This is a genomic window from Neobacillus camarae, from assembly GCF_054950115.1.
Genome location: NZ_JBUCKX010000001.1, coordinates 1492917 through 1505498, shown reverse-complemented (window position 1 = coordinate 1505498; position 12582 = coordinate 1492917). Strand labels below are relative to the sequence as shown.

Sequence of the window (12582 nt, the reverse complement as noted above, 5' to 3'; positions counted from 1 at the left end):
TCTTTTTTTTAAATTATTTTATAGAGAGATCGGCTGCTGTTTGGCGGAGATGGGTTTTTAAAATTTTGCCGACCCCGTTTCTAGGTAGTGCCTCAAGAAATACGATCCTTCTTGGCGTTTTATTTTTCGCCAAATGCTCCTGGCAATAGCGGATTAATTCTTCTTCCGTGATGGTGGTCTCCGGTTTTTTCACGACACAGGCAATCACTTCCTCACCCATTCGCGCATCCGGTATTCCCACTACCGCCGCTTCTAAAACGTCCTCATGGCCGTTTAACAGTTCTTCCACATCCCGCGGATAAATATTAAAGCCACCCCGGATAATTAAGTCTTTTTTCCGGTCCACGATATAGAGATAGCCTTCGTCATCCAACCGGGCCATGTCGCCTGTATATAACCAGCCGTCTTTAAGGACTCGCTTGGTTTCCTCCACGTTTTGATAATAGCCAGGTGTGATATTGTCACCTCGGACAATCAATTCGCCTACTTCACCGACAGGAACTTCTTTGCCGGAATCATCCACGATTTTTACCTCGACACCTGGAATCGGTATTCCCACAGAGCCCGGCTTAATCTCTATTCCTTTTCGGTGGGCCGTTACGATCGGAGCCGCTTCAGACAGCCCATAGCCTTCATACACTTGTGCACCAAACTTCTTCTCAAATGCATGCAAAAGTGCAACGGGCAGCGGGGCTGAACCCGAACCAATCGATTCCAGACTGGAGGTATTAAAACGATCGGCATTTGGGTAAGAAACAAGAGCATAAATCATCGCTGGTACAGCTGAAAAGGATCGAACTTGATAGTTTTCAATGGCGCTCAATACTTCTTCCACATCAAATTTGGAAAAAACAACGATTGAACTGCCGGTTAAAAATAATACATTGGAAACAGTTAGCCCATATACATGGGCGAGCGGAAGCACACCGATGGTCGTTACCCGCTCAGAATCATTATCCTTGGCAGAATTATCTGCATTGGAGAATAAATTTTTGTGGGTTAACATAACGCCTTTGGGATTGCCCGTTGTTCCGGATGTATAAAGAACCACGGCGGTGTCGTCTGCCTTTACATCGTCAGTCCCCCCGTTGTCTTGTGCCTCCAACACATCATAAAAGTTAGTAACTTTATCATTTGTTGGCTGGTCGGTGACAATGACCAGCGGGCGCGCAGGCAGCCCTTCTAAGGCGGTTTCTACATTTTGCAGCACAAAAGAGGAGGTAATGACCGCTTTGGCACCGGAATTTAAAGCGATAAAGTGAAGCTCTTTGGGATGAAGCAAAAACATGACCGGCACAATGATTGCACCAGCTCTTGTAATTCCTTGGTAAGCGAACAGGACTTCTGGACAATTGGGCATGCAGACCATGACCCGGTCGCCTTTTTTGATCCCAAGCTTCCGCAGGCCATTCGCCAATTGTTCGGCATGCTGCTTCGTTTCCACATTGGTGTAGGTTTTGTCCTTAAAATACAATAAAGGATATTCACCAAATTCCCTGATATTGGTTTCTAGCAGGTCTTTTAGCTTCACCAAATCCACTCCTTTTCAAATGGCTCTTTTCTAAAGGATTGTTGCTTTTTCTACATTAAAAGACTGCCGGGAAGACGTAATAGCGATAAAGAACCGTTTGCTTGGAAAAATGACCGGTCCGGTCGTTAATAGCCTTTATTAGCGACTGTCCGCTCGAAAAAATCACCAGATCGGTCGTTAATAGCCCTTATTAACGACCGGTCTCTCAGAAAAAGCTCCTGAACGGTCGCTTATACCTCTTAAAGAATCCCAATTATTAATAGGTACGCTTTATCTTTCAATGCGAATTATTCTTGGATAAACATGAGTAGGAAAACAACAATATCTACGAAAACAGCTTTTCAAATTCAAAAATATTCGAGGAGGTCTTGTTTAAATGGCGTAATAATACACAATCGGTCCTTGTTTTTCAAAACGTACTTGGTGTCTTTGTTCTAATAAATCCAAGTGGCCCTGAATTTGCGATAATCCCAAAAACACGGCTCTATCATGTAAATGGGGATACATTTGCCTGCTGATTTCGAAAACGGTTTTTGCACCACCTGCCAGGATATGTAATATTGCGTTGCACCGTTTTTCCTGTTCCTGCAATCGTTTGTCAACCAAGGCAACGTGATTGGAAAAAACCTCTCCATGCCCAGGGTAGATGGTGGTGAGCGGCAATTGTCTAACCTTTTTAAGGGAGTCCCGATATTGCAGCAGTGGTTTTGGCCGATGCTCTTCCCCTGGATCGGGCGGCTCGATGAATGCATTAACCGAAAAGGCTTTTATCAGATGGTCGCCAGCAAAGGCAATGCCTGATTCCCGATTCCACAGTAAAATGTCTGTTTGACTGTGACCCGGAACATGAACGGTTTCAAATTCAGCCCCGCCAAGCCGGACTGTATCCCCTTCTGTCAGATAGACAACGTTGTTCCAATGTTCCTTACGATAACGGCGCCGGACAATATGCTCGTTGAAATCAGCACCGCATCCGGCAATAAACTCATGAAAAAATTGCTGTGCCTTCTCAAAATCGTCCCTACCTGCATTTAATGGGCCTTGTGCCCACTCATGTACATAAATGGGTACATCGATTTCTTGCTGAATATAGGGAATTCCCCCCGCATGATCAACGTGAATATGTGTCAACACAATCTGATCAATATCACTTAATTGGACTCCATGCTCCTGGAGCTTGTTCTTGAACTGTTCGTAGGATTCCTTCCCGGGGTTACCGGTGTCCACAAGGCTAATGGTATCACCCATAACTAAAAAGGCATTGACCGTTCCTTCGGCAAAAGTGGTTTCCAATTCAATGGGAACAACGTTGACCAATTCTTGTCCCTCCCTCTCTATTATTCTTGAACCTGTATACTGTTTTGGAGGCACACGGTCTGTTATATGATTCAATTGACTAATCCAATAGTCTTATCTACTTGGTCTTGGACGGTAACAAAACTATCCTATTAGCGATTGACCAATATAATGAAGACTTTTCCAAAATTTATTTTTACTCAGGGAGAGGCCGGCCAAAACGGGTTAGCCCCTCGGTGGATTGCTTACTGTACTCCTGTCTTTTTCTTTTCTTCGTCTTGGAGTGTCCGCCAGAGGATTTTTCCGCTGGAGGTCATTGGAAACTCTTTTCTGAACTCTATCATTCTAGGATATTTATAAGCGGCCATATGCTGTTTTGACCACTCGATAATTTCTTCCTCCGTTACTTTTCCTTCATAATCTTGGTTGAGAATTACAAACGCCTTAACGGTTTCGCCCCGTCTTGGATCTGGAACGCCAACAACACAGGCCTGCTGGATGGCCGGATGCTTGTAAAGGTATGATTCCACCTCTGTTGGCCAAACCTTGAAACCGGAAGCATTGATCATCCGTTTCACTCGGTCGACGATAAAGAAGTAACCTTCTTCGTCATAACGGCCAATATCCCCTGTACGGAAGAACCTTTTCCCGTCGATGTCAATAAACGCATTCCGGTTTTCATCATCACGATTATAATAACCGACCATTACCTGCGGCCCGTTTACAATAATTTCGCCAACCTCTTCAATCCCCAGTTCTCTTCCTGTTGACGGCTCAATTATTCTAGCGTCCACATCAAAAGATGGAATCCCCAAGCATTGCATTTTGGGACGATCAGGCGGATTGAAGTGGGTCTGGGCAATCGTTTCAGACAGCCCGTAGCCTTCCACAAATCGTAAACCTGTCAGCTTAAACAGTTTTTCCCCAACGGCTTCCGGCAGTGCCGCACCTCCTCCGGAAATAGAAACCAGGGATGCAATATCCTCGGCCTTCAGATTGGGATTGGCAAGGAAATCGACAATCATTGTGGCAATCGCTACCCAATGCGTGCAGCCTAAATTTTTTATAAGCTGTACCGCGGCCTCGCGATTCCATCTCGTCATGATCACCATCGTCCCGCCGCTAAAGATTGGCATATGCATGCTGTGAACCATGCCCGTTACATGGAAAAGCGGTAGCGTCATCAGGTGCATAGCATTTGGTGTAGATGAAGACCAGTGATTGGCGCCGACCGTATTGGCATTAATCGTTCGGTTCGTGTGCATACAGCCTTTTGGCAATCCAGTCGTGCCTGAGGTATACGGCATACAGGCTAGGTCGTCTCCTTTTGAAGTATGCTCTGTTGGCGTCATGTTCGCGGAAATGGCCCCACTCCAGAGGTAATAGTTCGGTTCGAAAAAGACTGCCCTTTCCGCCTCGACCTCTTTTGGCAGCAGTGCTTCAAACCCTTCTCCTTTATAATCGGAATAGGCCGCAATCATCAAATTTTCGAGAGTTGTTTTTCCCACAAGTGGATGAACACGATCGTATAATTCCTGTCCCAGTAAGGCCGTCTTGATTTCACAATCCCGTACATAGAATTCCAATTCATCGGCCACCAGCATCGGATTAATGGGAACCACTACGGCATTGGCCCTTAATATCGCATAGTAACCAATCACAAACTGCGGTGAATTTTGCATAAATAACAAGACTTTTTCTCCGGTTTGGACTCCGAGTTTATGCTGCAAATAACCTGCCAGGGCATTCACTTCGTCATCTAATTGCTGGTAGGTTAGCGTGTTCCCATAGTAAAAGATAGCCGTCTGGTCCGGATACCGTCTGGCACTGACCTTAAGGTTGTCGTATAACGATGTGGCAGGAACTTTAAGTGATTTTGAGATTTTTGGCCAATGTTCAAAATGAAGAGTTAACATATTCCTTCTCTCCTCTACTAGTTTGTTAGTTTTTTATGGAAACGCTGTCATTTTTCGTAATACCTTTTAGAATAAGCTCCAAAAAGATGTCTACGACTTTTTCTTCCGGAACTTCCCCGTACGGGTTATACCAGTAATAACTCCAATTGGTAATTCCCAAAATGCCCATGGTCAAGATGTCCGCTCGCATCCCTGTTTTAATCTCACCATGTTCAATTCCCTGTTCAATTAATTTTTGGATATGTTTCCGGAATTCATTCCGTTTTTCCTTCAGTTCCTTAATGTTTGCTTCACTTAAGTGCCTCATTTCCCTTGTAAAAATCCGTGCACTTGGTCTCTTTGTTTTAATATTGCAGATTAGCATAAAAATAATTTCATAAAGCTTCTGAGCAAAATCATAGGATGGTTCTTTTAGGATTTCATCCTGCTGCTGAATCAAGCCTTCAATATACTGCAAGTGGATTTCCTTTAGCAGTTCTTCTTTACTGTTAAAATAGTAATAAAATGTCCCCTTCGTTACCCCCAGCTCTTGGACGATATCCTGAATAGAAGTAGACTTAAATCCATTTTGGTCGAACAACAGGATTCCTGTTTCCATAATTTTATCCTTCATAGGATGATTTCCTTTCGGCTGCAAGCTGCAGTGGCAGGCATCATAACCAGTTTTTTCTTTATTTTTGTCTCTGTTAAATCGGCTGTTGATTTCCGCTCCAGTCGCTAAGCAAACCCGCGGGCATACCTGGGAGCCTCCTCGGCCCCGTACTCCCGCAGGGGGCGGGCTTTTCCGCTCCAATCATCATAGCATTTAAAAAAATCTACAATATCGTATAACAGAACCTTATTTTTAAAATGAAGGCTTTTGATGCCTGACATCTCCCTACCCTATTTCTATTTTAATAGAATGAATTAGCCGGTATTTTAACCATGAGTAACAACTCTAAATTGTATTAAAATTCTCGTTCAATGATAGTGGCAATTCCTTGACCGCCGCCAATACAAGCGGTGATCAGGGCATATCGGCCCCCTGTCCGTTTCAATTCATAGCAGGCTTTGGTTGCTAAAATGGCTCCTGTTGCCCCAAGCGGGTGCCCATGGGCGATGGCTCCGCCATTGACGTTGACTTTTTCCATATCCATTTTCAGTTCACGGTTACAAGCAAGTACTTGGGCGGAAAAAGCTTCATTGATTTCAATGAGGTCAAAATCCTCTAAAGATAACCCTGATTTTTCTAGTACCTTGCGCACTGCCGGAACCGGGCCGATTCCCATGATATTGGGATCCACACCTGCGACCGCATACTCACGGATGACAGCTAACGGGGTTAATTGTAATTCCTCCGCTTTTTCGCGGGACATGATGACTAAGGCCGAGGCCGCATCATTTAATCCCGAACTGTTGCCGGCAGTGACCGTTCCGCCCTGAAGGAAGGCTGCGGGCAGTTTTGCCAGAGTTTCAAGGGTAGTTTGCGGCCTTGGGTGTTCATCGGTTTTGAAAACAATCGGCTCGCCTTTTCTGACCGGAATCATAATCGGAACAATCTGCTCATCAAAGCGGCCCTCTTCCATGGCAGTCGCCATTCGCTGCTGGCTCCTTAAGGCAAATGCATCTTGTTCCTCACGGGAAATCTGGTATTTCTTTACGAGATTTTCAGCCGTAATGCCCATTGGCGGGTCCCCGATTTCTTTAGTTGAAAGCTGGGCCTTTTTAAAGCTTGGCGGAGCGGAGTTAAAAGCTTTTTCTGGCCGCTCCATTAAGTACGGCGCCCTCGACATGCTCTCCGTGCCGCCGGCTACAAATATATCGCCGTCACCAGCACGGATGGCCTGTGCCGCCAGATTGATGGCATTAATTCCGGAGCCGCATTGGCGGTCCACTGTTAAACCTGGTATATCAATGGAAAGACCCGTCTGCAAAGCTGTTAATCTAGCAATATTCCCACCGCCGGATAACACATTGCCAAAAATCACATCATCTATCAGATCAGGCGCAATGTTCGCTCGCTTAACCGCCTCTTTAATCACTTCAGCACCCAGCACATGCGCAGGGACTGTTGCCAAAGCACTCCCCTGCCTGCCGATTGCCGTCCTGACCGCCGAAACAATGACTGCATCCCGTTTCATCCAAAACTCCCCCTTGTTTTTTTATTTCAAGGTAATTCAATGGAGCCAGACCCCCACTACATTCATTTGTTGCTTTGCTGGGGGACTGGGCCCCTCCCCTTCTACGTTACACTTATTCCACTTTATCTTGGTTTTCGGTCACGTAGAGCCTTTCTACGTTACCCTCAGTCCTCTTTTTCTTCGGTTTCGGTCGCGTAGAGCCCTTCTACGTTACCCTCATTCTATTTTTTCTTTGTCTTCGGTCGCATAGAGCCTAATTTACTTTACGTGGGCACCACCGTCGACGACGAGAATGTCGCCGGTGACGAAATCTGATGCAGGGGCTGCGAGGAATAGGGCGACTCCTTTTAGGTCGGAGTCGGATCCGAATTTCCGTAATGGGGTTCCTTGTAGGATGGCGTCCCCACCCCGTTCTAGCAGTATTTTTGACATTTTGGTCGGGAAAAATCCAGGTGCGATGGCATTGACATAGATGCCATGCGGTCCCCATTTGACGGCTAAATCCTTTGTGAAGGAAACGACTGCCCCTTTGCTGGAGTTATAGCCGATGGCATCCATAATTCTTGGGTCGCCTCCCTTTAGTGCAGCAGTCGAAGCGATGTTAATAATTTTTCCGGATTTTTGCTTCAGCATCACTTTTCCGACTTCTTGGGACATCAGGAAAGTTCCGGTTGCGTTGACATTCATGACTTTTTGCCAAGCCTCTAGGGGCATTTCCTCTACGGGTGCCCCCCAGGAAGCTCCACTGTTATTGACCAATATATCAATTCGCCCAAAATTCTCCATCGTTTTGGCGACCACATTTTTTACATCCTCAGGGTCCGAAACATCACATTTCAACGCTAGGCTCTCAACCCCAAGCGTCTTCAATTCTTCGCTTACTTCCTGACAGGCCTCGAGCTTTCGTGAGCACACCACCACATGGGCACCAGCTTCAGCATAACCCTCGGCGATTTGCTGGCCCAGGCCTCGTCCGCCGCCCGTTACAATGGCAACCTTCCCTGTTAAATCAAATAACTCTTTTACATGCACCTTGGTCTCCCCCTCTGACGATGTCATCGGTATTTTTTTAATTCGTATCTGGCAATTGCCCGCTTGTGAACCTCATCCGGACCATCCGCCAACCTGAGCGTGCGGATATTGGCCCAGCTGGCAGCAAGTGGCGTATCTTCACTGACGCCTGCGGCTCCAAAGGCTTGGATGGCTCGGTCGATGATTTTTAAAGCCATATTAGGGGCAATCACTTTAATCATCGCAATTTCAGCTTTTGCTTCCTTATTGCCTGCGGTATCCATCATATAAGCAGCTTTAAGGGTCAGTAACCGTGCCTGTTCAATGTCAATTCGAGCTTCGGCAATCCAGTCTTGGATGACGCCTTGGTCGGAAAGCCTCTTGCCGAAGGCGACTCGGCTTTGAACGCGCTTGCACATTTCTTCAAGTGCCCGCTCTGCTGCACCGATAGTCCGCATGCAATGATGAATCCGGCCTGGCCCCAACCGTCCCTGTGCGATTGCGAAACCTTTTCCTTCACCCCATAACATATTGGAGGCTGGCACACGCACATTGTTATACTCAATTTCTGCATGGCCATGCGGTGCATGATCATAGCCGAACACAGGGAGCAGCCGCTTAATTTTAACCCCAGGGGCATCGAGCGGCACCAAAATCATCGATTGCTGCTCATGCGTCGGGGCATTTGGATCGTTTTTCCCCATGACAATCGCGATTTGACAGCGTGGGTCCCCGGCACCAGAAGACCACCATTTCGTTCCATTAATGACGTACTCATCTCCATCGCGGATAATACTTGCCTGAATGTTGGTTGCGTCAGATGAAGCAACCTCTGGTTCGGTCATCGAAAAACAAGACCTGATTTCCCCGTCCAGGAGCGGCTTCAACCATTTTTCTTTATGTTCTTCCGTTCCATACCGGACCAGAACCTCCATATTGCCGGTATCCGGTGCGGCGCAGTTAAACACTTCCGGTGCAATGGCCGAACGGCCCATGATTTCGCAAAGCGGAGCATACTCTAAATTGGTCAATCCAGCCCCGTACTCGCTTTCCGGTAAAAATAAATTCCAAAGATCCGCTTGCTTGGCTTTTTCTTTAAGTTCTTCCATGATGGGAGGAATCTTTGAAAATGGATCGTTCTTGTCGAGTTGTTCGTGGTAAACTTGCTCATTAGGGTAAACGTTTTCTTCCATGAACTCATTCAGTTTCTTCTGTAATTGTTTCACTTTATCCGAGTAATCAAAATTCATTTGGTTTCACTCCTCATATCGGCTCGACATACTAACTAGTTAGTATGCGAATAACCATATAATATTAGAAATTTTTCGAATATTCAACGTCCATCCTTCGTCAATTTTCTCCATCAACCTCAGAGTCTCTCCAACATCATCGCCATTCCCTGTCCCCCGCCCACGCAAAGGGTGGCGATGCCTCGCTGTCCCCCTCTTCTCTCCAACTCATACAATAGAGTCGTCAGGATTTTGGCCCCCGTTGCTCCAAGCGGGTGTCCAAATGCAATGGCGCCGCCATTCACATTCACCTTTTCAATATCGAGCTTGAGTTCGCGAACGACGGCCAATGCTTGGGAGGCAAAAGCTTCATTCAATTCAAGCAAGTCGATGTCATCAAGGGTAAGATTCGTGCGTTCCAGCAGCTTCCGCACGGCGGGCACCGGTCCAATCCCCATTATTTCCGGCGATACCCCCACCGTTGCCCAATCGACAATTCTCGCCATCGGTTTGAGTCCCAGCGCTTCGGCTTGACGGGCAGATGCGAGGACCAGAGCGCATGCCCCATCATTCCGACCACAGGCATTTCCGGCCGTAACCGTGCCATCTGTTTTAAAGGCCGGTTTTAGTTTTCCCAAGGCTTCAAGGGTGGTTTCCGGTCTTGGGTGTTCGTCCTCCGAAACGATAACGGAAGCTTTTTTTCCTTTTACCTCTATCGGGACGATTTCTTCTTGGAATCGCCCTTCACGGATGGCTGCTGCCGCACGCTGTTGGCTCATGAGGGCAAATCGATCTTGATCCTCCCGAGAAATAGCAAATCGCTCTGCCACATTCTCTGCCGTCTTCCCCATGCCAAGCTCACTGCTGTATAGTTCCTGCGGCTGCTGGCCTGCTTCTGTATTGGAATCGACGAGTTTGGGATTATCCCCGCCAAACCGGGAATTGCGCAGATAAAGGGGAGCATTACTCATGCTTTCCGTTCCACCGGCGACCACTATATCCGCCTGGCCAAAAGCGATTTGTTGGGCGGCGGAGGCAATTGCCTGCATCCCCGAAGCACACAAACGGTTAATGGTAAACGCGGGTACAGTTTCCGGAACCCCGGCCCGTAAGGCCGCCACCCTTGCCACATTCGATGACTCAGTGGACTGCCGGACTTCCCCAAGAATCACTTCATCGATATCGTCTGGAAGAATACCGGCCCGCTTTACCGCTTCTTTTATCACGATGGAAGCCAGATGGCCTGAATTCAGGCTTTTTAGTGAGCCACCGTACCTGCCGACGGGTGTCCGTACAGCACTGACAATCACAATATCCTCTGCCAACTTTCATCCCCCCCTCTTTTTAAAACTGGTTTTAGCTATATTCTTTTTCAAGCTGAGCGGCAATGATGTTCTTTTGAATTTCTGATGTTCCTTCATAAATCCTTGTAATCCGTGCATCCCGGTAAAAACGCTCAATCGGATAGTCGGCGATGTAGCCCAATCCCCCATGGATTTGCACCGCCTTGTCAGCTGCCCGATTATAAACCTCCGAGCCGTAAAGCTTCAGCATCGCGGCTTCTTTAATCACTTTCATTCCCTGGTCGACCATCCAGGCGACCCGGTATGTGAACGAACGAAGTGATTCGATTTCCACGGCCATTTCCGCCAGCATATGGCTGACCGCCTGGTTTTTGATAATCGGTTTGCCGAATTGAATCCGTTCCAGCGCATATTTTGTGGACATGTCGAGCAGTTTCTGGCATGATCCTAGATTCCTTGATGCAAGGCCGGCCCGGCCATTCGCCAATATTTTCAACGCATTGACATAGCCCTGGCCTTCAACACCCAGAACATTTTCCACAGGAACCTCACAATCTTCAAAAATTAATTCGGCAGAGTGAGAGCCCCGCAGCCCCATCTTCTTTTCCACGGCTCCCACGCGAAAACCAGGGAAATCCTTTTCCACAATAAACGAAGTGATGCCTTTGGCACCTTTATCGGGGTCGGTTACGGCCATTACTGTAAATACATTGGCCTCAGTGGCATTTGTGATATAATGCTTCAGCCCGTTTAAAATGTATTTGCCGCCTCTTTTTACAGCAGTTGTTTTTAAATTAGCCGCATTGGAGCCCGCCTCTGGTTCCGTCAAGGCAAACGCCCCGATCCGCTCACCGCTTGCCATTTCGGGCAAATACTTTTTCTTCTGCCGTTCATTTCCCATTTCCACAATTCCCACAGTCCCAATGCCGGTATGGGCTCCAATTAACGTGGTGTAGCCATTGTGGGTCTGGCCGATTTCCTCATATAACGCGCACTTGCCAACCATGCCAATCCCCAGTCCGCCGTATGCTTCCGGAATGCTTAAGCCAAATAACCCCATTTCCTTTGATTGCTCGATAATCCGCTCCGGTATTTGGTTGTCTTCTTCAATCTGCTGGGCAACAGCTTCCACTTCTGTTTGTATAAATTCGCGGACATTCTTTTTTAATAAAAGGATATCGTCATCCAATGCAAAATTCATGGTTTATCCTCTCCATATAAGTCAATCGTTTCTCTTTTAATCGGATAGTCTGGCTCACCACTTCCCGGTTTCGGGACATCAGCCTGAATATAAGCTGCTGCTGCGGATAAGATTATCTCGCTGACCAAAAGTATGTAAAAGGCTGAAAGGAAGTGCGTACTTCCTTCAGGCAATATGCCTAATCCAATAAATCAGGCTGCTCCTTCACGATGCGGTTCCATAATGGCTGGAACTGAAACCAGCCTGCACCCGGGGTACCGACAGTGTTATAGGTGGCCCTTGCGTTTTCATCATCAATCAACACGGGACTTCCGGCGGATTCAGCCAGCAGCTGAGCCTGGCAGGAACGCTCCATCGTAATAAACCACCAGGCCGCTTCGTCCACTGATTTGCCAACTGTGAGCAAACCATGGTTTCTAAGAATGCACGCCTTTTTGGCCCCGAGCGCTTTTCCAATCCGCCTGCCTTCCTCAATGTCCAATACAACACCGGTAAAATCATCAAATAAGGAATGATCCTCAAAAAAAGCACAAGAGTCCTGTGTTATGGGGTCGAGAAGGCGGCCAAGCGACGACCAGGACTTTCCGTAAACCGAATGGGCATGCGCTGCCGCAATAACATCGGGACGGGCCGCATGGACTTGGGAGTGGATTACAAATGCTGCCCGATTGACAGGGTAATCTCCTTCCACGACTTCGCCGTCATGGTTACAAAGAATCAAATCGGATGCCTTAATTTGGCTGAAATGCATGCCATATGGGTTTACCCAGAAATGGTCTCGGCGCTCGGGGTCCCTTGCTGTAATATGCCCTGCTACCCCTTCATCAAAGCCAAATTTGGAAAACAGACGGAACGCCGCCGCCAGTTTTTGTTTCAAATGCAGCCTTTCTTCTTCCACGGTTGCGAAAACGGGAGGTTTATAGTTTACTTTCATCTGTACCGTCATATCATCACCCCTTTTAAAGCTGCAGTTA

11 protein-coding genes are annotated in these 12582 nt (G+C 47.3%); all 11 read right to left on the bottom strand.

Translation table 11 applies throughout. The features are described 5' to 3' along the window. Positions 1–13: 13 nt before the first annotated feature. The gene (locus tag ACY8D0_RS06885; RefSeq protein WP_462409731.1) at positions 14–1531 is read right to left on the bottom strand and encodes a class I adenylate-forming enzyme family protein; all 1518 of its coding nucleotides are present in this window, start codon (positions 1529–1531) and stop codon (positions 14–16) included. A gap of 372 nt (positions 1532–1903) precedes the next feature. Beyond that, on the bottom strand, positions 1904–2848 hold the full coding sequence (locus tag ACY8D0_RS06880; protein ID WP_462409730.1) for an MBL fold metallo-hydrolase: 945 nt from the start codon (positions 2846–2848) through the stop codon (positions 1904–1906). 224 nt (positions 2849–3072) lie between these two features. Further along, complete coding sequence (locus ACY8D0_RS06875; protein ID WP_462409729.1) at positions 3073–4743, bottom strand: long-chain fatty acid--CoA ligase; 1671 nt, start codon at positions 4741–4743, stop codon at positions 3073–3075. A 25-nt stretch (positions 4744–4768) separates the two neighbouring features. Continuing rightward, positions 4769–5356 (bottom strand): TetR/AcrR family transcriptional regulator, encoded by a 588-nt coding sequence (locus ACY8D0_RS06870; RefSeq protein ID WP_462409728.1) that lies wholly within the window; start codon positions 5354–5356, stop codon positions 4769–4771. 334 nt (positions 5357–5690) lie between these two features. Beyond that, entirely contained in the window at positions 5691–6863 is a 1173-nt protein-coding gene (locus ACY8D0_RS06865) for a thiolase family protein (RefSeq protein ID WP_462409727.1), read from the bottom strand. Positions 6864–7121: 258 nt separating this feature from the next. Then, positions 7122–7895 carry an SDR family oxidoreductase gene (locus tag ACY8D0_RS06860; RefSeq protein WP_462409726.1) on the bottom strand — a complete coding sequence of 258 codons (774 nt, stop codon included), beginning with the start codon at positions 7893–7895 and terminating at the stop codon, positions 7122–7124. 23 nt (positions 7896–7918) lie between these two features. Next, positions 7919–9124: an acyl-CoA dehydrogenase family protein gene (locus ACY8D0_RS06855; protein ID WP_462409725.1), complete on the bottom strand. Its 1206-nt coding sequence runs from the start codon at positions 9122–9124 to the stop codon at positions 7919–7921. A 119-nt stretch (positions 9125–9243) separates the two neighbouring features. Further along, entirely contained in the window at positions 9244–10428 is a 1185-nt protein-coding gene (locus tag ACY8D0_RS06850; protein ID WP_462409724.1) for a thiolase family protein, read from the bottom strand. Between the two features lie 31 nt (positions 10429–10459). After that, the gene (locus ACY8D0_RS06845; RefSeq protein ID WP_462409723.1) at positions 10460–11608 is read right to left on the bottom strand and encodes an acyl-CoA dehydrogenase family protein; all 1149 of its coding nucleotides are present in this window, start codon (positions 11606–11608) and stop codon (positions 10460–10462) included. Then, a complete protein-coding gene (locus ACY8D0_RS06840) occupies positions 11605–11781 on the bottom strand; it encodes a hypothetical protein (protein ID WP_462409722.1) in 177 nt (58 codons plus the stop codon). Before ACY8D0_RS06840 ends, ACY8D0_RS06845 begins: the two co-directional genes overlap by 4 nt. Positions 11782–11786: 5 nt before the next feature. Then, on the bottom strand, positions 11787–12554 hold the full coding sequence (locus ACY8D0_RS06835; RefSeq protein WP_462409721.1) for a class II aldolase/adducin family protein: 768 nt from the start codon (positions 12552–12554) through the stop codon (positions 11787–11789). Between the last annotated feature and the right edge of the window lie 28 nt (positions 12555–12582).

Bases quoted from the DNA above. Each gene is read 5' to 3' on its own strand.
- ACY8D0_RS06875 (WP_462409729.1), bottom strand. From the start codon at position 4,743: ATGTTAACTCTTCATTTTGAACATTGGCCAAAAATCTCAAAATCACTT.
- ACY8D0_RS06870 (WP_462409728.1), bottom strand. From the start codon at position 5,356: ATGAAGGATAAAATTATGGAAACAGGAATCCTGTTGTTCGACCAAAAT.
- ACY8D0_RS06865 (WP_462409727.1), bottom strand. From the start codon at position 6,863: ATGAAACGGGATGCAGTCATTGTTTCGGCGGTCAGGACGGCAATCGGC.
- ACY8D0_RS06835 (WP_462409721.1), bottom strand. From the start codon at position 12,554: ATGACGGTACAGATGAAAGTAAACTATAAACCTCCCGTTTTCGCAACC.
- ACY8D0_RS06845 (WP_462409723.1), bottom strand. From the start codon at position 11,608: ATGAATTTTGCATTGGATGACGATATCCTTTTATTAAAAAAGAATGTC.
- ACY8D0_RS06855 (WP_462409725.1), bottom strand. From the start codon at position 9,124: ATGAATTTTGATTACTCGGATAAAGTGAAACAATTACAGAAGAAACTG.